Origin of the sequence: Streptococcus sp. HMSC061E03, from assembly GCF_001813505.1 — a bacterium.
Classification (GTDB): domain Bacteria; phylum Bacillota; class Bacilli; order Lactobacillales; family Streptococcaceae; genus Streptococcus.
In genome coordinates this window covers 213,382-236,856 of sequence record NZ_KV812801.1, presented here as the reverse complement: position 1 = coordinate 236,856, position 23,475 = coordinate 213,382, and the positions used below count along the sequence as shown (strand labels likewise).

General features: G+C 41.4%; 20 protein-coding genes. 3 read left to right on the top strand and 17 right to left on the bottom strand.

Going from position 1 to position 23,475, the window contains the following annotated elements; all coding sequences use genetic code 11:
* Positions 1-94: 94 nt before the first annotated feature.
* The 5 genes from HMPREF2917_RS10010 to HMPREF2917_RS09990 form a co-directional block, all read right to left on the bottom strand.
* Positions 95-1,021 carry an ATP-binding cassette domain-containing protein gene (locus HMPREF2917_RS10010; protein ID WP_003010296.1) on the bottom strand — a complete coding sequence of 309 codons (927 nt, stop codon included), beginning with the start codon at positions 1,019-1,021 and terminating at the stop codon, positions 95-97.
* Between the two features lie 10 nt (positions 1,022-1,031).
* The gene (locus tag HMPREF2917_RS10005; protein WP_070590560.1) at positions 1,032-2,099 is read right to left on the bottom strand and encodes an ABC transporter ATP-binding protein; all 1,068 of its coding nucleotides are present in this window, start codon (positions 2,097-2,099) and stop codon (positions 1,032-1,034) included.
* Positions 2,100-2,110: 11 nt separating this feature from the next.
* Complete coding sequence (oppC, locus tag HMPREF2917_RS10000; protein ID WP_003010290.1) at positions 2,111-3,037, bottom strand: oligopeptide ABC transporter permease OppC; 927 nt, start codon at positions 3,035-3,037, stop codon at positions 2,111-2,113.
* Positions 3,037-4,536 carry an ABC transporter permease gene (locus tag HMPREF2917_RS09995; protein WP_070590557.1) on the bottom strand — a complete coding sequence of 500 codons (1,500 nt, stop codon included), beginning with the start codon at positions 4,534-4,536 and terminating at the stop codon, positions 3,037-3,039. The genes oppC and HMPREF2917_RS09995 overlap by 1 nt, the downstream gene beginning before the upstream one ends.
* Before the next feature lie 73 nt (positions 4,537-4,609).
* Positions 4,610-6,595, bottom strand: coding sequence for a peptide ABC transporter substrate-binding protein (locus HMPREF2917_RS09990; RefSeq protein ID WP_070590554.1), 1,986 nt, complete (start codon positions 6,593-6,595; stop codon positions 4,610-4,612).
* A gap of 205 nt (positions 6,596-6,800) precedes the next feature.
* Between HMPREF2917_RS09990 and HMPREF2917_RS09985 the strand changes: the two genes are divergently transcribed.
* A complete protein-coding gene (locus HMPREF2917_RS09985; RefSeq protein ID WP_070590551.1) occupies positions 6,801-8,042 on the top strand; it encodes a serine hydrolase in 1,242 nt (413 codons plus the stop codon).
* 58 nt (positions 8,043-8,100) lie between these two features.
* On the opposite strand, the gene sufB is transcribed toward HMPREF2917_RS09985, so the two are convergent.
* From sufB to HMPREF2917_RS09940, 9 genes are all read right to left on the bottom strand, one after another.
* Positions 8,101-9,513 (bottom strand): Fe-S cluster assembly protein SufB, encoded by a 1,413-nt coding sequence (sufB, locus tag HMPREF2917_RS09980; protein WP_003010279.1) that lies wholly within the window; start codon positions 9,511-9,513, stop codon positions 8,101-8,103.
* Between the two features lie 32 nt (positions 9,514-9,545).
* Positions 9,546-9,980 carry a Fe-S cluster assembly sulfur transfer protein SufU gene (gene sufU / locus HMPREF2917_RS09975; protein ID WP_003010276.1) on the bottom strand — a complete coding sequence of 145 codons (435 nt, stop codon included), beginning with the start codon at positions 9,978-9,980 and terminating at the stop codon, positions 9,546-9,548.
* Positions 9,967-11,193, bottom strand: coding sequence for a cysteine desulfurase (locus HMPREF2917_RS09970; RefSeq protein ID WP_070590550.1), 1,227 nt, complete (start codon positions 11,191-11,193; stop codon positions 9,967-9,969). Before HMPREF2917_RS09970 ends, sufU begins: the two co-directional genes overlap by 14 nt.
* A gap of 9 nt (positions 11,194-11,202) precedes the next feature.
* Entirely contained in the window at positions 11,203-12,465 is a 1,263-nt protein-coding gene (gene sufD, locus HMPREF2917_RS09965; protein WP_070590541.1) for a Fe-S cluster assembly protein SufD, read from the bottom strand.
* A 66-nt stretch (positions 12,466-12,531) separates the two neighbouring features.
* Positions 12,532-13,302: a Fe-S cluster assembly ATPase SufC gene (gene sufC, locus HMPREF2917_RS09960; protein ID WP_003004238.1), complete on the bottom strand. Its 771-nt coding sequence runs from the start codon at positions 13,300-13,302 to the stop codon at positions 12,532-12,534.
* A gap of 134 nt (positions 13,303-13,436) precedes the next feature.
* The gene (locus HMPREF2917_RS09955; protein WP_070590538.1) at positions 13,437-14,594 is read right to left on the bottom strand and encodes a glycosyltransferase family 4 protein; all 1,158 of its coding nucleotides are present in this window, start codon (positions 14,592-14,594) and stop codon (positions 13,437-13,439) included.
* Entirely contained in the window at positions 14,591-15,328 is a 738-nt protein-coding gene (mecA, locus tag HMPREF2917_RS09950) for an adaptor protein MecA (protein ID WP_003013950.1), read from the bottom strand. The genes HMPREF2917_RS09955 and mecA overlap by 4 nt, the downstream gene beginning before the upstream one ends.
* Positions 15,329-15,463: 135 nt before the next feature.
* Complete coding sequence (locus tag HMPREF2917_RS09945; RefSeq protein WP_070590536.1) at positions 15,464-16,300, bottom strand: undecaprenyl-diphosphate phosphatase; 837 nt, start codon at positions 16,298-16,300, stop codon at positions 15,464-15,466.
* Between the two features lie 108 nt (positions 16,301-16,408).
* Positions 16,409-18,316 (bottom strand): DUF2207 domain-containing protein, encoded by a 1,908-nt coding sequence (locus HMPREF2917_RS09940; RefSeq protein WP_070590531.1) that lies wholly within the window; start codon positions 18,314-18,316, stop codon positions 16,409-16,411.
* A 117-nt stretch (positions 18,317-18,433) separates the two neighbouring features.
* Here HMPREF2917_RS09940 and HMPREF2917_RS09935 point away from each other — a divergent pair, with 117 nt between their 5' ends.
* Positions 18,434-19,996 carry an ABC transporter substrate-binding protein/permease gene (locus HMPREF2917_RS09935; RefSeq protein ID WP_070590528.1) on the top strand — a complete coding sequence of 521 codons (1,563 nt, stop codon included), beginning with the start codon at positions 18,434-18,436 and terminating at the stop codon, positions 19,994-19,996.
* A complete protein-coding gene (locus HMPREF2917_RS09930) occupies positions 19,996-20,736 on the top strand; it encodes an amino acid ABC transporter ATP-binding protein (RefSeq protein WP_003004663.1) in 741 nt (246 codons plus the stop codon). Before HMPREF2917_RS09935 ends, HMPREF2917_RS09930 begins: the two co-directional genes overlap by 1 nt.
* 119 nt (positions 20,737-20,855) lie before the next feature.
* Here the strand turns inward: HMPREF2917_RS09930 and HMPREF2917_RS09925 are convergent, their stop codons facing one another.
* From HMPREF2917_RS09925 to ilvA, 3 genes are all read right to left on the bottom strand, one after another.
* The gene (locus HMPREF2917_RS09925) at positions 20,856-21,071 is read right to left on the bottom strand and encodes a capsule biosynthesis transcriptional regulator (RefSeq protein ID WP_003004771.1); all 216 of its coding nucleotides are present in this window, start codon (positions 21,069-21,071) and stop codon (positions 20,856-20,858) included.
* 108 nt (positions 21,072-21,179) lie between these two features.
* Positions 21,180-22,073 (bottom strand): SPFH domain-containing protein, encoded by an 894-nt coding sequence (locus HMPREF2917_RS09920; RefSeq protein WP_003010253.1) that lies wholly within the window; start codon positions 22,071-22,073, stop codon positions 21,180-21,182.
* 109 nt (positions 22,074-22,182) lie between these two features.
* Positions 22,183-23,433: a threonine ammonia-lyase IlvA gene (gene ilvA, locus HMPREF2917_RS09915; RefSeq protein WP_070590525.1), complete on the bottom strand. Its 1,251-nt coding sequence runs from the start codon at positions 23,431-23,433 to the stop codon at positions 22,183-22,185.
* Between the last annotated feature and the right edge of the window lie 42 nt (positions 23,434-23,475).

Here is a 23,475-nt window from a genome sequence, read left to right as displayed (position 1 = left end):
ATCATGACCTTACCTTACTGTCAACACTTTTTCTCAAAAAATTTTATTTTTTTGAAAGTTTTTTTGAAATAAAAAAATAGAGAGGGAATCCTCTCTATTTATATTCTTGTCTGTATTTGTTTTCTTCAGCTTTGTTAGCCCATACATAATGACCTGGTTTAATTTCAACCATTTGTGGTTTATCTTCAGAGTAATCATGTTGTTCTGGATCATAGATTTTTAGAACTTTTTTACGTTCTAGAATTGGATCTGGAATTGGGACTGCTGAAAGTAGGGATTGTGTGTATGGATGGATTGGGTGGTTAAATAGCTCTTCAGTTTCTGCCACTTCTACAATAACCCCTTTATAGATAACTGCAATACGGTCAGAAATGAAGCGTACAACTGACAAGTCATGGGCAATAAAGAGATAGGTCAAGCCTAATTCTCTTTGGAATTTTTTCAAAAGGTTCAAAACTTGCGCACGTACTGAAACGTCAAGAGCTGAGATTGGTTCATCCGCAATGACAAATTCTGGTTCCATGACAAGTGCACGGGCAATACCGATCCGTTGACGTTGACCACCTGAGAATTCGTGAGGGTAACGTGTCAAATGTTCTGCAAGAAGTCCAACTTCATGCATAATATTTTTTACTTTTTCCTGACGTTCTTCTTCACTGTTAAACAAATGGTGGTTGATCAAACCTTCAGAGATAATATAATCAACTGTTGCACGTTCATTCAAACTTGCTGCTGGGTCTTGGAAGATCATTTGAATCTTACGGATCAACTCTGATTTTTCACTATGAGAGTTTTTTCCGTTGATCTTGCGACCGTCATAAATAATTTCTCCAGCACTTGTATCATTCAAACCGATGATCGCACGTCCAATTGTTGTCTTCCCACTTCCTGATTCACCAACAAGAGAGAACGTTTCTCCCTTATTAATGAAAAAGTTGGCGTTTTTTACAGCAACGAATTTTTTACTTCCTTCACCGAAGGAAATTTCTAAATCTTTAATTTCAACTAATTTTTCAGTCATTTCCTTCCTCCTATTCTGTAATGTGAGTGAAGCCCATTTTTGAGCCAATCTTTTCGTGAAGGTTTTCGATTACTTCTGGTTTATGAACTGTTGGTGCATCTGGATGGAGCAACCATGTCTTCGCCCAGTGAGTATCGGTTACTTTGAAAGCAGGTGCCTCTTCTTCAAAATCAATCTGCATTGCATAGTCTGAACGAAGTGCGAAGGCATCTCCTTTGATTGGAGCATACAATGATGGCGGAGTCCCTGGAATAGAGTAAAGATCACCATCTGAGGTTGACAATTGAGGCAAGCTTGAAAGCAAGCTCCATGTGTATGGATGTTTTGGATCGTAGAAAATTTCTTCTACTTTACCAAACTCAACAATTTCTCCAGCATACATAACGGCTACTTTATCTGCAATACTTGCAACCACACCTAAGTCGTGGGTGATAAAGATAACTGTAAATTGGTATTCTTTTTGAAGGGATTTCAACAAATCAATGATTTGCGCTTGAATGGTTACGTCAAGGGCTGTTGTTGGTTCGTCACAGATTAAGATATCTGGACGGCAGGCCAAGGCGATGGCAATAACGATCCGTTGACGCATCCCACCTGAATATTGGAATGGATACTCATCAAAACGACGTTCCGCATCTGGAATTCCAACTTTCTCCATATAGTCCAAAGCCATTTCTTTGGCTTCTTTAGCTGTTTTCCCTTGGTGTTTGATAATGACTTCTGTAATTTGTGAACCAATTGTGTTGATTGGGTCCAAACTTGTCATTGGGTCTTGGAAAATTGTAGCGATCTTAGATCCACGAATATTTTCCCAATCTTTATTCGATTTCAAATCTGTCAATTCTTGACCACGGTATTTAATCGAACCTTGGGCAATACGGCCGTTATCTTCTAACATTCCGGTGAACGTTTTTGTCAAAACTGATTTCCCTGAACCTGACTCACCAACTAAGGCAAGAACTTCACCTTCTTCTAGCTCAAGCGATACGCCACGAATAGCTGTCAATACGCGATCGCGCACGTCAAATTCCACTACGATATCTTGAGCAGATAAAATAATATTCTTATTTGATGTCATATCTACTCCTCCTATCTATGTGTACGTGGGTCGCTGGCATCGGCCAAGTTTTGTCCGACGATAAAGAATGACAAGGATACTAAAATCAAAACAGTAAGCGGAATCCAGAATAGGTAGGCATTTGTAGTTACGTTTTGAGAATAGTCAGAAATCAAGCGTCCCAAACTTGGAACTGTGATTGGAAGACCAAGTCCGAAGAAGGAAAGGAAAGCTTCGTAAGAAATAAAGCTTGGAAGTAACTGTGATGTTTGTGTCACGATAACAGATACCAATTGAGGCAAAATATTTTTCGTAACAATTTTCAAAGTTGGTGTTCCTAATGTTCGGCTGGCCAAGTTGTACTCCAAATCACGGTAACGCATGATTTGGACACGAATGGTATAGGCAATTCCGATCCATCCAGTTAAGGACATGGCAAGAATCAAGTTCCAGAAACCAGATCCCATTGAGTAAGTCAAGACGATAACGATCAACATAAACGGAATGTTTGAAATAACGTTATAAACTTCCATCATGATACGGTCGATGGATTTTGAGATCCCCCAAATTCCACCAACGATAACTCCGACAACCACGTTAATAACAGTGGCGATGAAGGAAATGATAATTGAATTCCGAGCACCAAACCAAACTCCATCAAAGAGGGATTTACCGTTATTATCTGTACCAAAGAAAGCTTTGGCACTTGGTGGATTCAAACGTGCTGAAAAGTCATTTACCTTACTTACGTCGTTGTAATCAAAATTTGAAAACATAGGATAGACAAAACTCATCAAGAGAATCCCAATCAAAATAGCAAGCATAATGATAGTGGTTCTTTTTTTCAAGAATTGTCTGAATACAGATTTCCAGTATGAATACGCTGGAGCATCGATTACTTCAGAGGCAAAGTCATCACGTTTTACAAACTGAAATTTATTTTTATCGATTGTAGCCATTATTTGCCTCCTTTCGTATTCGTTAATTTAATCCGTGGATCAAGCACTGTCATCAAGATATCACCTAACATGGCAGCAAAGATACCAAGTGATGTGAAGATGAAGACAAGTCCGATGACCATGGTGTTGTTTGATGCTTTAATAGAGTCAATCAACATTTTACCCATACCTGGGAAAGCGAAGACTGTTTCAGTCAACGTCGCACCTGAGATAACTCCAATGATAGCCCCTGGAATTCCAGAAACTAGTGGAACCATCGCATTTTTGAAGATGTGTTTTCTTGAGATCTCACGTTCTGACAATCCTTTTGAACGAGCAAAACGGACGAAATCTTGCGAATGGATATCGATCATATAACGACGAATCCAAACGGCGATAAATGGCGCACTCAATAAACCAAGAATCAGAGACGGCAATACATATGAACGCCAGTCCTGTGCTCCAAGTACTGGGAATGAGTCAGGAAGTCCAAAGAATGAACCTGCTAGACGCACGATATAGACAAGGGCAATGGTTGGGAGAGACATCATAAATGTCAAGACCGCAGTAGAGATGCTATCAAACCATGAGTCCTTGAAAAGAGCCATATAAGATCCTAGCGGGATCGCAATCAAGTAGGCAATCGCAATACCAATCAAACCAATGATTGAAGAAGATGCAATCATGGATGGATTCTCATAGTTGCTCAACGTTGCTGTATAGGCATCCCCTTTACCAAATCGACTGATATCTTGTGAGTCTGCCTTACTTGGTGATTTGTAGGTACGTGAGTAGATATCGATGGAAGATGTCTTTTTACCTGTTGGGAAGTTCACTTCACTCTTCTTAGTCGTTCCTTGTCCTTGGGTAATCACTTGAAGAACTGGGGTATTTGAATAAGTTGGATATGAATTTCCAAGGTTTAAGGTCACAAAGTTTTGGTGTACATATGGGAACTGACCATTGAAGTACAAGAGGTATTTGTGTTTCGTACCAGAACCTACAACTGACCAACCAATAGATGGATCATTTTCAATACGGATATAGCGTTTAAGATTTGGATTCGAGGCATCTTTCACCCAACCTGGATGATCAAATTGAATCAAATTCGCATAGAAGCTAATAACACGTTCAAAAACCGGAATTTCACGCACCGCATAGAAAGACTTACTTTCTGGGAAACGTTTCAACTGCCAACCATGACCTAATTTTTCAATATATTTTTTGTAGATCTTTTCATTGGCATTTGTCGCATCAACCGTTACGGAAGAATCTTCTTTACTTGCTTTTTGTTGCAAGCTCTTTGAATCCATGTATTCCAAATAACCCATGCGATCGTAGACTGTATTTTCGTAGTTGATCTTCGAATCTTTTGTCTTCGCTACTTTATTGTAGTTAGGGTCATTTTTAAAGATGAGATTTCTCGGTGTTAGCGTATAGATAATCATGTAGGTTAATGTCGTGACGAGAAAGATCGACACTAACGAACGCAAAATACGCATAAAAACATATTTTTTCATATTTCATTCCTTTAATGTCCAAAAGAACTTTCTCCCCTAGAAGAGAAAGTTCTAATGAAAAGCAATAATTTAATTATTTAACGTGTTTTTCAAGATCTTGTTGAGCTTTTTTGTTTGACTCAGCTTTTTCTTTTTGCCATTTTTCACGTGCTTGTTCGTATTGTTTCTTAGTAACTGGCTCATCTTGAACTTCAACGTATTTCAAGTATGTTGAACCTTTGTTACCTGTTTGTGATGATGGTTCAGAGAATGGAACTACCTTAGAAACAACTGTTGCAGCACCTGTACTTGACATCGTTGGAATAACAATCGCACTATCTGTCAACCAAGCTTGAGCTGCTGCGTATTTTTCATAACGTTTCACAACATCTTGTGTTTCGTTGTTTGCATCGTCAAGAAGTTTTGCAAACTCATCCAAACCTACAGCTTTTGCTGATGGGTTATCTACACCACCTGCAAAACCAAGGTAAACTTTTGTTTGGTCCTCAGAAGCTGGTTGAAGAGTATCAAGGTAAGTTGATGGATCATCATAGTCTGGGTTCCATCCGACCATTCCTTGAAGATCCCAGTCTGCGTCTGCAGCTGATGGCACATTCAAAGTAATATTCAACACTTCGTCTGAGTCCATCATTTGAAGATCAAGAACGACATTGTCTTTACCAAGAGTATCTTCCACAGTTTGTTTCAGAGATTGCATCCGTGAAACAAAGTTTGTAGAATTTTGTGCTACCGGTACATCAATATGAATTGGGAATTGAACACCATCTTTTTGAAGTTCAGCTTTGGCTTTTTCAAGTTGTGCTTTCGCTTTATCTTTGTTGTAAAGACCATCTTGACCATCTGCAAGGTTGATACCCTTCCATTGGTCTCCATAAGTAGTCAACTTATCTGCAACTACATTTCCGAAGTCTTTTCCATCTACTTGGACAAAGGCTGGTGCTGTGTAGGTATTACGGATAGCTGGTTTAGCAAATTCTTTACCATTGACTTGTGCTGAGTAGTTTTCACGGTTCAAGGCAAAAGTGATGGCCTGACGGAAATCTTTGTTCAAAATTGCTTTCTTAGTCGCAGTTTTTTCAGCATCTGATTTTTTAGCAGTGTGTTTGTAAGATTGACGATCAAGGTTAAAGCCAAGAACTGCTACACCTGATCCTGCTGGTGTAGTAAAGATATCGTCTTTATATTTTTTCTCTACAGTTGCAAAGTTTGAACTTGCAGGGAAAAGGCGAGCTTTTGTATAAGCACCATCAGAGAATCCACGCGCCAATGAATCTTGGTCTGATCCATCGTAATAAGTATATTTTACTTCTTTCAGGTGAACGTTTTTCTTATCCCAGTAGTTGTCATTCTTTTCAAATACAACAGATGATTTTGAAGTGATTGATTTAAGAAGGAAAGGTCCGTTTGCAAGGATTGACTTCACATCGTTTGGTTGACCAAAATCATCTCCCTTACTCTTCAAGAACTCTGTGCTTATTGGGAACAAAATTCCGTTTGTTGTTTTAGAGTTCCAGAAGGTTTCAGGTTTGTTCAATGTGTATTGAAGTGTGTAATCATCAACCGCTTTGACACCAACTTGGCTGAAGTCTGTGATTTTTCCTTGGACATAATCATCCAATCCTTTGACAGAACCTTGAACGAGTGGAAGAGTTTCCGATTTTTTATCAGCAGCGTGTTTCAAACCAGTCACGAAGTCTTTGGCAGTCACTTCGCCGTGTTCTTCACCGTCTGCATCGTACCACTTAACCCCTTTACGAATTTTGTAGGTATAAGTCAAACCGTCTTTTGAAACAGACCAATCTTCTGCAAGTGATGGTACGAGATTACCATACTTGTCATTTGCCATCAAACCGTCTACGACGTTTGTAGTGATATCATGTGTAGCAGCTTTAGAAGAAATTGTATAGTCCAAAGTTGTTGGATCTGAAGTGTAGACATAACCATAGTTTTTGTCTTCGCCTGAGCTTGCTTTGCTAGTATTTGAACTAGAACATGCAGCTAACAATCCAGCTGCAAGGAGTGTTACTCCGGCAACTGCGAATACTTTACCTTTTTTCATAGGAATTCTCCAATAGTTTTTTTAGATTTGTTTAAGATTATATCACAAGTAGAAAAAAAAGTAAACTAAATTTTCTGAATATTCGTTTTATCACTATTCAAAAACCTTGCTATGACTGACTTTTTAGCCTAATTGATGATTTTACAATTTTCCATTAATCATTTGTATGATACAATAGAGAGGACTAAGCAACGAGGAAACAACTGTGAAAAAATTCTTTCTTTCTTTTTTAACCTTCATGCTGCTGTTATGCAGTTTACCTTATCAAGTCGTTCTGGCAGATGAGCTAGAACTTCCTGCTCAAAGTGCTATTGCTGTTGAAGCTGATACAGGTAAAATTTTATATGAAAAGGATTCAGAGAAAAAACGAGATGTGGGGGGACTATCTACACTCTTGACCACTTATCTGATTTTCGAAGCTATTCATGAAAAAAAACTTTCTCTAAAAGATCCTATCAAATTGTCTGAGAAAGCTCTGGCTTTAAATGATATCGAAGGTGCTGGTACTCTTCCTATGGAAGCGAACCAATATACGGTTGAACAGTTATTGACTGCTCTTTTAGTTGGAAATTCTAGTACTGCTGCCTTGGCCTTAGCTGAGAAAGTGGGGGGCTCTGAGAAAAGCTTCGTTGAAAAAATGAAGCAGAAACTTTCTGAATGGGGCATTCAATCTCCTCATTTAATTAATGCTACCGGATTAAATACTCAAACCATCAGCGGAGATCCTGACGGGAAAGGAGACGAAAATCAATTGAGTGCTTATGATATTGCTGTCATTGCCAAGCACTTACTCCAGGATTTTCCTGAAGTGACCAAATATACTTCAAAACCCACTGCTCTTTTTTCAAACACGCAGATTGAAAACCCCAACCTGATGCTAGAAGGCATGCCGAATTACCGGTCGGGAGTCGACGGCCTTCGGGTCAGCAACTCTACCAAAGGTGGTATCACATTTGCTGCATCAACGACGCAAAATGGCATCCACATGATCACGGTTGTCCTAGGAGTGGAGGCAGTTGACGGTGATCCATATGCACGCTTTGTGGCTACTTCTTCTCTGATGAACTACGTGGTACGAACCTTTGTTTCTTCCATTGTCGTCAAAGAAGGAGATCCCTACGGAAAAAGTAAGGCAACTGTCATGGACGGGAAGTCCGAGACTGTTTTAGCTGTTGCAAAAAAAGACTTCTATATCGTTGAAAAGCAAGGCAGTCAAGCGGAACCAAAAATTCAATTCAAGAGCAACCAAGAATCATTCCGAGCACCTGTCAAATCAGGCACAAATCTTGGAAAATTACACTACACTGATCCAGATAAAATCGGACGTGGCTACTTAGAAGATCAAGAGCCAACGGTCGATATGGTAGCAGGAAGAACCATTGAGAAAAGCTTTTTCTTAAAGGTTTGGTGGAATGAATTTGTTCGTTATGTCAACGAAAAGCTATAAGCAAAAAAATCACAATGGAGTCAAATCCATTGTGATTTTATTTTGCTATTAAAACGAATTATCCTACAGATCCTTCCATTTCGTAGCTAATGAGTCGGTTTAACTCAACGGCATATTCCATTGGAAGTTCTTTTGTAAAGGGTTCTACAAATCCCATGACAATCATTTCTGTCGCTTCTGATTCAGACAGACCACGACTCATCAAATAATACAGTTGCTCTTCTGAGATTTTTGAAACCTTGGCTTCGTGCTCCAAAGCAACTTGTGAGTTGTGGATTTCATTAAATGGAATCGTATCTGATGCTGATAAATCATCCATAATAATGGTATCGCACTCGATATGAGAAACTGATTTCTTGGAATTTTTGTTAAAGGTTACTTGTCCACGGTAGTCTACCTTTCCGCCACCTTTCGCGATGGATTTGGATACGATAGACGAGCTAGTGTGAGGGGCATTGTGGATCATCTTGGCACCTGTATCTTGGTGTTGACCTGCATTCGCAAAGGCAATGGACAACATGGTCCCACGCGCTCCTTCTCCATCCAGATAAACAGATGGGTACTTCATGGTTGTCTTGGCTCCTAAGTTCCCATCGATCCACTCAACTGTGGCATCTTTTTGAGCTTTGGCCCGCTTGGTGACCAAGTTGTAGACATTGTCTGACCAGTTTTGGATGGTCGTGTAGCGCATGTAAGCACCATCCAAGGCAAAGATCTCAACAATCGCTGCATGGAGGCTATTACTTGAGTAGGTCGGCGCTGTACAGCCTTCTACATAGTGGACACTTGCTCCCTCATCCACAATAATCAAGGTGCGCTCAAACTGACCTGTATTTTCATTGTTGATACGGAAGTATGTTTGAAGTGGGACATCTACTTTTACGCCTTTTGGTACATAAATGAAGGTTCCACCAGACCAGACTGCTGAGTTGAGGGCAGCCAATTTGTTGTCCGTTGGTGGTACTAACTTCGCAAAATACTGTTTGAAAAGGTCTGGATATTCTTTTAGGGCAGAATCCGTATCGGTAAAGATAATCCCCAACTTTTCAAACTCTTCTTTCATATTGTGGTAAACCACTTCTGATTCATACTGAGCAGAAGCCCCTGCTAAGTAAGCACGTTCTGCTTCAGGAATCCCGATACGCTCAAAGGTTTCCTTAATTTTCTCTGGAACTTCGTCCCATGAACGGGCAGGTTTATCCGAAGGTTTTTGATAATAGATCAAATCATCAAAGTCAATCTCTGATAGATCGGCTCCCCAGGTTTGCATGGGCATCTTTTTGAAGGTTTCAAAAGATTTCAAACGGAATTCGAGCATCCATTCGGGTTCATTTTTTGCTGCAGACAATTCACGAATAACCGCTTCATTCAATCCCTTCCCGGTAGAGAGAATGGGTTGAACGTCATCGTGAAATCCAAATTTATATTCACCGAGATCAATTGGTTTCGGTTCGACTCTTTCTTCAGCCATAATTTCCTTTCTTTCTCTGTTTCTTCTTTTAATTATTTGCTACGTTCGATCGCTTTTTTAAGAGCATTCCAGGAGAGGGTCGCACATTTAATCCGTTGTGGGAATTTTGAGACTCCAGATAAGAAGGCTGCATCTCCCAACTCCTCTTGCCGAGGATCTGATTGGCCTTGGACCATTTCTGAAAAGACCTGTGCCAATTCTTCAACTTCCTCTTTTGTTTTTCCCATTACAGCATCCGTCATCATACTAGCTGAAGCGGTTGAGATCGTACAGCCTGAATTCACAAAGGCAATATCTTCCACCCTGTCATTCTCATCAAATTTCACACTTAACTGGATCACATCTCCACAAGTTGGATTGTTGAGTTGGATCTGATCAACATCTTCAATTTGTCCTTGGTGGTGGGGGTGTTTTGAATGATCGGCTACGACCGCCATGTACAGCGAATCTAATTTAGAAAGTGCCATTGAAAAACTCCTTTGCTTTGATCAATGCCTCAATTAATTTATCACAGTCCGCTTTGGTGTTGTAGATATAAAAACTTGCTCTCGTTGTCGCTGGGACTTGTAGGTATTGAAGGAGCGGTTGTGCACAGTGGTGACCTGCACGAACGGCAATTCCTTCATAATCTAATGCTGTTGCTAAGTCATGCGGATGGAGATCTCCTAGATTGAAGGAAATGACTCCAGAACGTTGGGCTAAGTCTTGGGAGCCATAGATGGTCAAGCCTTCGATAGCCTGTAATTTTGGAAACACATAGGCAATCAATTCTTGCTCATGCGCTTCTACCTGGTCCATACCCAGCTCTTCTAAGTAATCGATTGCTGCACCAAGACCAATTGCGCCCGCCATATTAGGTGTTCCAGCTTCAAATTTCCAAGGTAATTCCTTCCAAGAGGCAGATTGCTCGTAAACAAAGTCAATCATTTCGCCCCCAAACTCGATCGGAGACATTTGTTCTAATATTTCTTCCTTTCCATAGAGGACACCAATCCCTGTTGGTGCAGCCATCTTATGGCCAGAAAAAGCAAAGAAATCCGCATCTAAGTCTTGTACATCAATGGCCATATGAGGGGTTGATTGAGCCCCATCTACGACCATGATCGCTCCAACCTCATGAGCTAATCGAGCAATTTCCTTGATCGGATTGACCACCCCTAAGACGTTCGAAGCATGGGTGATGGAGACAAATTTTGTCTTCTCACTAAGCTTGCTCTTTAAGTCCTGCATATCCAGTAAGCCATCTTTTAGATAGACATAGACCAGTTTTGCTCCTGTCTTCTTGCAGGCTTGCTGCCAAGGAATGATGTTGGAGTGATGTTCCATGATGGAAATCAAGACTTCATCCCCTTCCCTTAGGACTTCTTCTGCATAGCGGGCTACCCAGTTGAGTCCAGTCGTTGTCCCTCTTGTAAAGAGCACTTCCTTGGTTGATGAAGCATTGATAAATTTTCTGACTTTCTCACGCGTTGCCTCATAGGCTGCTGTCGCTCGTTCAGCCAAGGTATGGACTCCACGGTGAACATTGGCGTTATCTTGCAAATAATAGTGATTAACGGCTTCAAGAACACGTTTAGGTTTTTGCGTCGTCGCTGCATTATCTAGATAAACCAAAGGCTCATCGTGAACTAGTTGATCGAGAATGGGAAAATCTTGAGCAATCGTATTTTTATCTAGCATCGTTTCTCCTTAGCGTTGAGATAACTTTTCTTCGATAGTGGCAATCATTTCATCACGTACTTCTTTAACTGGGATTTCAACAATAACAGATCCCAAGAAACCACGCACCACTAAACGTTCTGCTGTGTGTTGATCCAGACCACGACTCATGAGGTAATACATATCTTCTGGGTCCACTTGACCGATCGATGCAGCATGGCCTGCCGTGACGTCATTTTCATCAATCAAGAGGATCGGATTGGCATCTGAACGTGCTTGATCCGATAACATCAAGACACGGCTTTCTTGCTGAGCATCTGCTCCTTTAGCCCCCTTGATAATATGACCAATTCCATTGAAGGTCAAGGTTCCTTTTTCAAGAATAACTCCGTGTTGCAAGATGTTTCCGATCGAGTTGCAACCAAAGTTGGTCACGCGGGTGTCAATTCCTTGCACCTGACGACCGCTTGATAAAGCAACGACTTTCAAATCTGCATGACTTCCGTTTCCAACCAAGTCACTGTCAAAGTCCGCGACCACATTTCCTTCATTCATAACACCGATAGCCCAATCAATGCTGGCATCCTGTCCTAGTTTCCCACGTCGACTGATGTAGGCTGTGACATTTTCACCCAGGCGGTCAATCGCCGCAAATTTCACTTGGGCACCTGAGCGGGCAATCACCTCAACCGTCACATTCGCAGTTGCTGTTGCTGAGCCATCACCTTTTGATTCCAAGCGTTCCAAATAGCTGAACTTGCTGTTTTTGCCTGCAATAATCAAAATGTGTTTATTGAAAGGTACATCACTGTCGCTATCCTGGTAGAAAATGCCTTCGATTGGTTCTGAAATTTCGACGTTATCTGGAATATAGAGAACAGCCCCACTATTAAAGTATGCTGTGTGATAAGCTGCTAGCTTGTCGTCATCGTATTTGACTGAAGACATGAAGTAGTCTTCCACCACCTGTGGAATTTCTTCTAAGGCAGTATGGAAATCTGTGAAAAGGACTCCTTGGTCTGCCAAGGCTTGTGGCACCTGTTCAAATACAGTTTGAGTTCCAACTTGGACCAATTTTAAGTTTGAATCGAGGGCTGTAAAATCAGGAACATTGGCAGAAGCCTCGCTTTCTGTGATCGTCCCATCCCCAAGATTCCAGCGGTGAAATTTGACGCGTTCAATGGCTGGCAATTCCAACTGATCGATCTTGTCAAAAGCTTTTTTTCGTAAATCTTGTAACCAGCTTGGCTCAGCATGCAGTTCCGAAAAGAGGGTAATATTTTCAATACTCATTTTTTTCTCCCAATAAAGATACTATCTGTTTGATTTTATGACAACATTAGATCACTTGTCATCAGGTTATAGTTCTTCTTTATAGTCGTAACCGAGTTCTTCTGCGAGTTGAGCATAGCCTTCACGTTCCAAGCGGGCAGCCAATTCTGGTCCACCTGAAAGCACGACACGGCCTTCCATCATCACATGAACGACGTCAGGAGTAATATAGTTCAACAAACGTTGGTAGTGGGTGATGATCATAGCTCCAAAACCTTCACCTCGCATTGCATTAACCCCTTTAGATACGACCTTAAGAGCATCGATATCCAAACCAGAGTCAATTTCATCCAACAGGGCAAATGTTGGTTCCAACATCAACAATTGAAGGATTTCATTGCGTTTTTTCTCACCACCAGAGAAGCCTTCGTTCAAATAGCGTTCTGCCATTTCTTCTTTCATGTTGAGCAATTCCATCTTTTCATCCAATTTTTTGATGAAATCACGAATAGAGATCTTCTCGTCCTCTTCTTTACCAGCATTCATGGCTGCACGTAAAAATTCTGCATTCGTAATTCCTGGGATTTCTGAAGGGTATTGCATGGCAAGGAACAAGCCCATCCGTGCACGTTCGTCTACTTCCAATTCCAAGATGTTGACACCATCAAAGAGAATCTCCCCTTTGGTTACTTCATAATTTGGGTTTCCCATAATGGCAGCTGACAGAGTAGATTTCCCTGTTCCATTTGGTCCCATGATGGCTGCGATCTCACCAGTTTTTAGGGTCAGGTTTACACCTTTTAAAATTTCTTTGCCTTCAATTTCAACGTGAAGGTCTTTAATTTCTAATGTCGACATTGCATTCCCTTTCTTTTTACTTTGAAGTCTAGAAGGTTCTCAAAGCATCGATTCCTTCATCACAAAGTATTTTTTTACCTTTCAAGTATATCAAAAAAAAGCCTAAATGGCTTTTCTTTTGATTAGAACTATTCTTATTTAGTTTTTTCTTTTCGTTTTTGACGAACTTCCTCCCGATAGGAAGAATTCCCTATATAGCGCAGAACATTTAACAAAGGACTATGATGTGGCCCCAGAATCCCAATCAATTCTGCTAACAACTCTACTCCAAACAAGAGCCCGATCACAAGTAGGACGCCCCCAATGCGACTCGAGATGTTGAGCAAGAGAGAAATCAAGGAGAAGATCATCGAAATTCCGTAGATCACAAGTACAGTTCCCCGATGTGTCAAGCCCAGAGAAAGAAGTCGGTGGTGCAAGTGATTCCGATCCGGTTTATAAAATTTTTGACCAGACAGGGTCCGACGGATAATGGCTAAAAAGGTATCTGTAATCGGTACTCCCAAAATGATCATAGGGGTAACGACAGCAACTGCCGTTGCATTTTTCAAACCTTGCAAGGACAAAACAGAAATCATGAATCCGATAAACAAGGCACCGGTGTCTCCCAAATAGAGAATGGCCGGATGGTAGTTAAAGGGAAAGAAACCTGCGATGGACGCAACCAAGACAAAGATCGTCATGGTCAGAAAGAGATTGGGGACTGGTAGAAAGAAATAGGACACAATCCCCATTGTCACTAGGGAAATAATAGAGACCCCACTCACCAATCCATCTAATCCATCAATCAGATTGACCGCATTGGTAATAGAAACAATCCAAATCACCGTCAAAAGATACGATAGCCATGGTTCAAAATGAAGTAAGGGACCACCGAATGGAATCTTAAAATCATTCAGCCGAAAATCTGTCAAAAACCAGACCAGACTCGCTGCCAGCAGGATGCCGATCATCTTTTTCTTGGCAGACAACTCTTTTACATCATCGATCAAGCCTGTGAGCGCGATAATCCATCCTGCGCCCACGACCGGCAAGGTATAGGATAGGTAACTTTTGATTGGTGCGGTGGTGGATGTCAGCATGGGAATTAACACGAGAGTCGCAATCGAAAAAGCGATCACAATAGCCAGTCCACCCGCGCTTGGCATGGGCTTGGTATTGATCCGACGCGCATTCGGATAATCTACGGCATCAATCTTAAAGGAGAACAAGCGAACCAAGGGCGTCAATACCAAGGCAATCATAAAAGTCCCAATCAGCACCAGAACAAATTGCAAGGAAAAGGACATCATAAGCTAGCAACTTTCTTCAAATTCTCAATCGCACCAGACACCATTAGTAAGTGACCATGTTCCTGCAGAACGGCCCGTGTCACTTCTGAATCATCCGCATACTCCCGAATGATGGCAAGTAACCAGGTTGGATATTGATTTGGTTGATCCTCTGTATCGATCAAGACAGTTAAATAATAATCAGATCCCATTTTGTATAATTCAGAGGTATCCACTGGAAAGCTTACCGTTTTTGAAAAGGCAACTGCTTGCTGGATATTTGAAAAACGCAAAATGTAATAAATATACTGACTTACTGGCGCTTCAGGTGTCGGATCTTGTTCTTGATTGTCCCGCAACTCTTCTTGTTCCAAATGGTGAATAGCTTCTGCATCCCCTTTTGTCTTATCAGAGATTGTTTTTTCCAGGGTTTTGATAAATTCATCTGGCGTCATGCGCGACAACTCTTCCATATCAGGAAGATCTGACAAATCCTCAAAATCCAATTGTTGGTCAATTTTTGATTTGGTAACAAAAACATCCAGTTTATCTGGTTTTGGTGTCACGCGAAAACTCAGCATCCCGCTATCCAGGAAGCTTTCTGGCATTTCGAGTTCATCCAAAATGGCGTAGAAAAATTCTTCTGTTTTTTCTTGCGGAACAAGGAAATCAGCAATTTCCATCCCACGTTCTTCTAAGTCTTCTAGTTGGATCGTGATCTTAATTGTTGAATCACTAATTTGCTTCATCTTCATAGCATAACCTCATACTTCTAGTCTTACTATTATACTAAAAAATTGGATAGAATTCAAAAAAAGGATGCATAGAAAAGAGGTCGGGACAAAAGTCTCCAACCTCGAAAAATAATTTGATCAAGTTCAAGCCTTCTCTTAGAAAATAACACGGAAGAGTCCATACAATAGCAAGATGGAACCAAGAACAATCCGGTATTTCCCAAAGACGGTGAAATCATGATTTTTCACATAATCTGTCAAGAAGCGGATAGCGTACATGCTGACCACAAAGGCCACTCCCATCGCTACCAGTAGAATAAAGAGTTGCCCCAATGCTAGTGAATGTCCGCTAAGAGCGAATTTCCCAACCTTTAAGAGGCTAGCCCCAAACATGGCTGGGATCCCCAAATAAAAGGTAAATTCTGTCACCACCGGGCGGCTAACACCATTGATCAAGCCACCTACAATAGTAGCACCTGAACGGCTTGTTCCTGGAAATAGCGATAAAACTTGGAAGAGTCCGATATAAAGAGCTGTTCGATAAGGTAGCTTATGCAATTCCGTTACTGCTGGCTCAACTTGTTCTCGTCTTTCCAGATAGATAAAGGCAAGCCCGTAAGTGATCAACATAATCGCAACGGAAATCGAATTGTGGAAATGCGCCTCAAACCAATCATCCAATTTAAAAACAAAGACAAGAGGGAGGGTTGCAACCGCAACTTTTGCCCATAATTGCCAGGTCCGACGTACTTCTAGTGGAGATTTACCAGGTTTGAAGGGATACAATTTATCGAAATATATCACCACAACCGCTAGGATTGCACCCAATTGGATCACGACATTGAACATCTCCATAAAGGCTGGATCTTGATTTTTAAACTGCACAAAATCCTGTAACAGAATCAAGTGACCTGTACTTGAGATCGGTAACCATTCTGTAATCCCCTCGACAATCCCAAAAAGAACCGCCTTGATTAATTCGATCAGAAACATCTTTTTCTCCTAAACTTACATTTGCTCTATTATATCATAAATCTATGGACTGGACCAGACCTTCTAAACTAGAAGGGAAAGAGCGACCAAGACCATTCTTAGTGCTGCTTAGAAGGCACCAAAGCCTCCTCCGCCTCCTCCGCCAGAGAAACCTCCTCCACTACCAGAGGAAACTGTGAAATGACTAGCTGTCGATGCTGTCGATCCATAAGTAGACATGGCATGACTTGAGTGGGTCACATCATGATAGAACGGAGTATAAACGAAGGCGTTTAAGGCTTGATTTTCTAAATGAATATTCCGAAGCTTCATGACCTTTGTGACCTGATCAGCTACACCATACAAGGCCGCATAGACCAATAAGCGATTCCATAGGACCAGAGACTGCAACTCTGCATCATTGAGGTGGGCAATCTCTTTCAACATCCGACCAAAACTATCCCAGTAATAGCGTTGCTCAGCACCCGCAAGATTGACAACTCCATCTCGTAGGCAGGCTTTAAAGACACCATTGAAGCGCACTGGCATAAACCAAAGTATGAGGATCCCTATCAAACAAGGAACAGAGAACCAACCCATCCCAAAGATGGCAAAGATTTCTGCTCCAAGAGCGATAAACCAAGCAGCCCAACCAAAGAAGAGACTTCGTCTAGCTTGCGCTTCTTCTTTTGCTTCTAAAGGGCGATAGTAGCTTGGCAAATGGAGATCTTCCACCTTGCGATGAACATCTCGGGCCACTTGGTTGACAGCCGTATCAAAGTGGCCCTGAGCCCAACTTCCTAGTGAACGAATGGCATCTTGATCTGCTTTTTTGGCATGTTTGTATACATCATCACTAAATTTATAATTCTCAAAGAGACGGTTAACAGGACAGGAAACTTGATCCCCAAAAGCCATATTCATAAAGGAGCGTTCAAAATCATCCACATGTCCATGAGACTTTCTCGTCAAAACGACTTCATTTCCTTGTTGCTCGTAGACAATCACTCCACGATCCATCAGATCCAGCAAAGTAGCTTGAAGCATTTTTTCAAATGTGAATACTGGAGGAGTTGCCTTCTCTTTATTGGTCGGGGAGGCCTCGTCTAATTCGGCTGAATAAACAACCGAGCTCATAACAAGAGGTGCAATATCCTGTGGAATCTCGTAAAGACGAGTATCAGTCGGATAGGTCACACCAGGCCAAATCATTTTTTTGAACCGATTGCGACCCAAGAGAGAAAGAAGCCAGAGTGCAATAATGAAGGCTGGCAAGATCCAGTTCCAAAACATGCGTGTCCAGTATTTTTCCTGTTCAATTTTAGCTTGGTTCTTGTGAAATTCATCCAATTTGGTTAATCCTGTATTTCGACCAGAATCATACAAAGTAGTTAGATCTGACTTCAACCAGTAACCATACAACTCCACAGCCTTTCCTTTGCCAAGGTTATAGAAGGTGGCAGAATAGATTCCATCTTCTTTCTTTACAGTCACATCCGGTCCCATAAAGGCTGTATGGATATACAGTTCCGATTGGGCATTAGCTGGTGCAAACTTAGGGATGACACGAAACTGAACTTCATCCACCTTCTGATCACCATCTGTGATCGGTTTCCAGTTCAACTCCAAGATATCCTTGTGTGAATAGAGGAGATTTTTTAATTTCCATGTAACTTTAATTTTGACAGTATCTGTCGCTACACCACTGTTATAAATTTTCACTCGGTAGCCATCACCTAGATTCGTAATCTCGGGTTCTCTTTGAAGATCACGACCTTCCACCTCAACCTTTGGTGGTATCTCAATTGCAAACCCTTGTGGCATGTTGCCCGCAGTTCCTAGGCTAACATACTGCCCTCTATAAGAATCTTTGAAATAATAAACCAGTTCTTCCTCATAGGTGGCGTCGTCCCAAGTGTCCAAGGTCAAGGTTCCACCATAGTAAAGTACATCATAAGATGGACTAGATGCATGGACATTCTGACTAACAAAAAGGCAGGCCAGAAAGGCGAAAAAAACATACAAATACTTTTTCATTTGATCACGCTCCTTTGTATTATTATAGCATTTTTTAAATAAAAAGAGGACCATGTTTGAAATGCAGCCTATTTTACTGTACAATAGGAGAAGTTAAAATAAGGAAGAGGAGAAAAAATGAAAAAAACATTATTCGCGCTCTTAACAGGGCTTTTCATTTGCCTGGGGATCACACAGGTTGCTCATGCAGATGACTATTTACGAATCGGAATGGAAGCAGCCTACGCTCCTTTCAACTGGACCCAAGAAGATGATGCAAATGGAGCTGTTAAAATTGACGGTACCAATCAATATGCCAATGGGTACGATGTCCAAATCGCCAAAAAAGTTGCTGAGGAGTTAGGTAAAAAACCTCTGATCGTAAAAACTTCTTGGAACGGTTTAATTCCAGCCCTCACTTCTGGTAAAATCGACATGATTATCGCTGGGATGAGTCCAACCGCTGAACGTAAAAAAGAGGTCGCCTTCTCCAAGAGCTACTATACCAGTGAACCGGTCATGCTCGTTCGTAAAGATGGAAACTATGCAAACGCCACTAGTCTAGATGACTTTAAGGATGCAAAGGTCACCTCTCAACAAGGGGTCTACCTCTATTCTCTCATTTCCCAACTCAAGGGTGCGAAACAAGAAACTGCAATGGGTGATTTTGCCCAGATGCGTCAAGCTTTAGAATCGGGTGTTATTGATGCCTATGTTTCTGAACGTCCCGAAGCCCTAACCGCCGAGTCCGCTAATTCTAAATTTAAGATGATTCAATTCAAAAAAGGATTTGAAGTTGGGGAAGAAGATGCGACCATCGCTATCGGGATGAAGAAGGGCGACACTAGAATTGACCAAGTCAATGCCGCACTAGCTAAGATTTCGTCTGAAGACCAAGTCAAACTCATGGATGATATGATTAAGAAGCAACCAGCTTCCAGTGATGCTAGTGATGATAAGCAGACATTCTTTAGCCAAATGATGAAGATTTTAAAGGATAATGGCCCACAGTTCTTACGGGGAACTGGAATGACCCTCTTAATCTCTATGACTGGAACTATCGCTGGGTTGATTATCGGTTTGTTAATCGGTGTCTTCCGGACAGCTCCGAAGGCTAAAAATAAATTCCTTGCTGGATGCCAAACTGCCTTTGGTTGGTTCCTCAATGTCTACATTGAAATCTTCCGTGGAACTCCGATGATCGTTCAATCCATGGTCATTTTCTACGGTTCCGCCCAAGCCTTTAACATTTCCTTGGATCGTACCTGGGCCGCCATCTTTATCGTATCCATCAATACCGGAGCTTATATGAGTGAGATTGTTCGTGGTGGGATCTTAGCAGTGGATCCAGGTCAGTTTGAAGCAGCGACTGCTCTAGGAATGACCCATGGACAAACCATGCGCAAGGTCGTCCTTCCACAGGTTGTTCGCAATATCTTGCCAGCAACAGGGAATGAATTTGTTATTAACATCAAGGATACATCTGTTTTGAATGTTATCTCTGTAGTTGAACTGTACTTTACAGGAAATACGGTCGCAACTCAAAACTACCAATACTTCCCAACCTTTACGATCATCGCTGTGATTTACTTCGTTCTCACCTTTACTATCACACGAATCCTTCGCTACATCGAACGTCGCTTAGATTCTGACACCTACACTACAGGCGCCAATCAAATGCAAGTCAAGGAGGTGAAATAATGGCAGAAAAAATTCTTGAAATCAAACATTTAAAAAAATCCTATGGTCAAAATGAGGTTTTGAAAGATATTTCCCTTACGGTTGAAAAAGGAGAGGTGATCTCCATCATCGGGAGCTCTGGTAGCGGAAAATCAACCTTCCTTCGCTCCATCAATCTTCTAGAGACTCCTACTGCTGGAGAGATTCTCTATCGTGGGCAAAATGTTCTTGATCCTGAGTATGATCTTACCCACTACCGCGAGAAATTGGGGATGGTTTTCCAAAGCTTTAATCTCTTCGAAAATTTAAACGTCTTGGAAAATACGATCGTTGCACAAACGACCGTCCTCAAGCGTGATCGTGAAACTGCAGAGAAAGTTGCCAAAGAAAACCTTGAAAAAGTCGGTATGGGATCTCAATATTGGGCTGCCCGTCCGAAACAACTTTCAGGTGGTCAAAAGCAACGGGTCGCCATCGCACGCGCCCTCTCTATGGATCCTGATGCCATTCTCTTCGATGAACCAACTTCTGCCCTAGACCCAGAAATGGTTGGGGAAGTCTTGAAAATCATGCAGGATCTGGCAAAAGAAGGACTCACCATGATTGTCGTCACCCACGAAATGGAATTTGCCCGCGATGTCTCTAGCCGGGTCATCTTCATGGACAAGGGTGTCATCGCTGAGCAAGGAGATCCAAAAGAAATCTTTAGCAATCCAAAAGAAGAACGGACCAAGGAATTCCTTCAACGCTTCTTACATTAATCTCTTGAAACAGTTTGCTTACCAGTATGGAAGCAAGCTGTTTTTTGTATCGCTTCTGCTTTTGAGGCATCGAAAAAAACCAGAGAGCAAACTCTCTGGTTTTCAATTGGAACAACAAATTAATCTTCGAATTTTTGATGATTTTTGTCATAAAAATCAATCAATCCAAGTGCAGTTTCAAACGAGATGTTCTTAACTTTTGCACGTCCTTGAGCCAAGGCAATGATAGACATTTCACGGGCATTTGTTTCTTTGCTGATACGATACCCTGTAATTTTTTTATCACGTACCCATCCAACAACTGATTCTACTTTCTCAAAGTTCGATTTAGCCATGATCTTTCTCCTATATTATTATTTCCAATACTAATATAAATTTTTTTGCACATTTTGTCAACTAAAATCGCTGAAAATACGAACCTTTTTTAAAAAATGATAAAAAGTTTACTTTGCTTTCAGGGCTGATAATATTTGTGTACGAATGTTTTCAACGCCATCAGGGTTTGCTGGTAGGAAAATCGTATTATTCCCTTCTTTATCTGCAAAATTATTTAGGGTATCCAAGTACTGGTTGGTTAAGAGAATAGACATGATTTGTTCTTCGGTCAAGTCTACATTCGCACCTTTTAACTCTTTAATAGAGTCTGCCAATCCATCGACAATGGCCTTCCGTTGCTCGGCAATACCAACCCCGTGCAAACGGTCTTTTTCCGCCTCTGCTTCGGCAGCAGTAACGATCTTGATCTTATCTGCTTCTGCCAACTCCTGAGCTGCCACGCGTTTTCTTTGCGCTGCATTGATCTCGTTCATGGATTGTTTCACTTCGGCATCTGGCTCAACTTTGGTGATCAAGGTTTTAACAATAATATATCCATAAGTTGACATTTCTTCTGCCACTTGTTTTTGAACTTCAAGAGCGATTTCATCTTTTTTCTCAAATAATTCATCCAAGGTCAACTTAGGCACAGAAGAACGAAGAGCATCTTCAATGTATGATTTAATCTGTGATTCTGGACGCATGAGTTTGTAGTAGGCATCCTTTACGTTGCTTTCGTTCACTCGGTATTGCGTCGCCACATTCATGGTAACGAACACGTTATCCTGAGTTTTTGTTTCAACCACGATCTCACTCTGCAAGACGCGCAATTGAACTCGTGCGGCAATTTTATCGATGCCAAAAGGCGCTCGCATATGAATGCCACTATCGCTAATTTTTTGATAACGTCCGAAACGCTCGATGATGGCAACTGATTGTTGCTTGACCACATATAGTGAGCTAATCACAATGAATCCTGCAACCATTAGCAAGAATAAAATAAAGATAAAAAATCCAGGCATAAAAGTTCCTCCTTTTAATTTACGCATATCATATCACAAGTCTTCATAAAAAAGCAATATATTCCATAAAAATATATTGCTTAAATAGTCGATTATTTCTGCATGATACTCAGACCAGCATATTATAGAGAGTTTCATTGCCGTTCAAGTTAATGAAAGACGGATCAAAACGCTCGATACGGTTAACCAAGCCTGCATAGTCATGTTTATTGGCCAAAGTAACCCCAATCAAGACAGGGCCTGTTCCCTTACTAGCACGCTTGATGTATTCAAAACGCGTGATATCATCATTTGGTCCTAGGATATCATTTACAAATTCGCGAAGAGCTCCCGGACGTTGTGGGAAGTTGACGATAAAGTAGTGTTTTACTCCATCGTAAATCAAAGCCCGTTCTTCCATCTCAGGCATACGGTTGATATCATTATTCCCACCTGAGATAATACAACAAATGGTTTTCCCCTTGATGTATTCGCGCAAGATTTCAAGGGATGCTACACTGGCCGCTCCTGCTGGTTCAGCTACGATCCCTTGTTTGGAATAAAGATCAATCAAAGTCTCTGAAATCAAGCCTTCATCGACCGCAACCAAAGTTTCCACATGTTGACGGGTCACTTCATAAGTCAATTGTCCCACTTTTTGCACAGCAATCCCGTCTGCAAACTTATCGATTTCTGGCAATTTGACGGGACCACCTGCTTCAAAAGCAGCCTTCATGGAGCGCGCTCCTTCGGCCTCTACCCCAATGACTTCAATCCGAGGATCCGTTTCTTTGATATAAGTAGAAACACCTGAAATGAGGCCTCCTCCACCGACAGGGACAAGGACAGCATCAAAGGCAATCGATTCTTTTCGAGCTTCCTCAAGAATTTCATAGGCTACTGTCCCTTGGCCAGCCTGTACGTGTGGATCATCAAACGGGTCAATAAAGGTCCGTTTTTCTGCAAGAGTAAATTCTTGGGCCGCCTTCGCTGACGCATCAAAGGTATCCCCGACCAACTTAATCGTTACATAATCCCCACCAAAGAAGCGGACTTGGCCGATCTTTTGTTGCGGTGTTGTAATCGGCATGAAGATGGTCGCTGGAATCTTCATTTCATTACAAGTATAAGCAACTCCTTGCGCGTGGTTTCCCGCAGATGCACACACTACCCCACGCTCACGCTCTTCTTTTGAGAGTTGAGAAATTGCAAAATACGCTCCACGAATCTTGAACGAACGAACACGTTGGGCGTTTTCTTTTTTCAAATAAATCTTTGCCCCATATTTTTCAGATAAATAGTGGTCGTATTCAAGAGGCGTATTAACAACGACTCCTCTTAATATTTTATGGGCCTTAGCCACATCTTTTGCTGTTATCATTTCATACCTCTTGTGTATTGATCAAAAAAGCAAGCCAGGGTG

Bases quoted from the DNA above. Each gene is read 5' to 3' on its own strand.
- HMPREF2917_RS10010 (WP_003010296.1), bottom strand. From the start codon at position 1,021: ATGACTGAAAAATTAGTTGAAATTAAAGATTTAGAAATTTCCTTCGGT.
- HMPREF2917_RS10005 (WP_070590560.1), bottom strand. From the start codon at position 2,099: ATGACATCAAATAAGAATATTATTTTATCTGCTCAAGATATCGTAGTG.
- oppC (WP_003010290.1), bottom strand. From the start codon at position 3,037: ATGGCTACAATCGATAAAAATAAATTTCAGTTTGTAAAACGTGATGAC.
- HMPREF2917_RS09995 (WP_070590557.1), bottom strand. From the start codon at position 4,536: ATGAAAAAATATGTTTTTATGCGTATTTTGCGTTCGTTAGTGTCGATC.
- HMPREF2917_RS09990 (WP_070590554.1), bottom strand. From the start codon at position 6,595: ATGAAAAAAGGTAAAGTATTCGCAGTTGCCGGAGTAACACTCCTTGCA.
- sufB (WP_003010279.1), bottom strand. From the start codon at position 9,513: ATGGCTGAAGAAAGAGTCGAACCGAAACCAATTGATCTCGGTGAATAT.
- sufU (WP_003010276.1), bottom strand. From the start codon at position 9,980: ATGGCACTTTCTAAATTAGATTCGCTGTACATGGCGGTCGTAGCCGAT.
- HMPREF2917_RS09970 (WP_070590550.1), bottom strand. From the start codon at position 11,193: ATGCTAGATAAAAATACGATTGCTCAAGATTTTCCCATTCTCGATCAA.
- sufD (WP_070590541.1), bottom strand. From the start codon at position 12,465: ATGAGTATTGAAAATATTACCCTCTTTTCGGAACTGCATGCTGAGCCA.
- sufC (WP_003004238.1), bottom strand. From the start codon at position 13,302: ATGTCGACATTAGAAATTAAAGACCTTCACGTTGAAATTGAAGGCAAA.
- HMPREF2917_RS09955 (WP_070590538.1), bottom strand. From the start codon at position 14,594: ATGATGTCCTTTTCCTTGCAATTTGTTCTGGTGCTGATTGGGACTTTT.
- mecA (WP_003013950.1), bottom strand. From the start codon at position 15,328: ATGAAGATGAAGCAAATTAGTGATTCAACAATTAAGATCACGATCCAA.
- HMPREF2917_RS09945 (WP_070590536.1), bottom strand. From the start codon at position 16,300: ATGTTTCTGATCGAATTAATCAAGGCGGTTCTTTTTGGGATTGTCGAG.
- HMPREF2917_RS09940 (WP_070590531.1), bottom strand. From the start codon at position 18,316: ATGAAAAAGTATTTGTATGTTTTTTTCGCCTTTCTGGCCTGCCTTTTT.
- HMPREF2917_RS09935 (WP_070590528.1), top strand. From the start codon at position 18,434: ATGAAAAAAACATTATTCGCGCTCTTAACAGGGCTTTTCATTTGCCTG.
- HMPREF2917_RS09930 (WP_003004663.1), top strand. From the start codon at position 19,996: ATGGCAGAAAAAATTCTTGAAATCAAACATTTAAAAAAATCCTATGGT.
- HMPREF2917_RS09925 (WP_003004771.1), bottom strand. From the start codon at position 21,071: ATGGCTAAATCGAACTTTGAGAAAGTAGAATCAGTTGTTGGATGGGTA.
- HMPREF2917_RS09920 (WP_003010253.1), bottom strand. From the start codon at position 22,073: ATGCCTGGATTTTTTATCTTTATTTTATTCTTGCTAATGGTTGCAGGA.
- ilvA (WP_070590525.1), bottom strand. From the start codon at position 23,433: ATGATAACAGCAAAAGATGTGGCTAAGGCCCATAAAATATTAAGAGGA.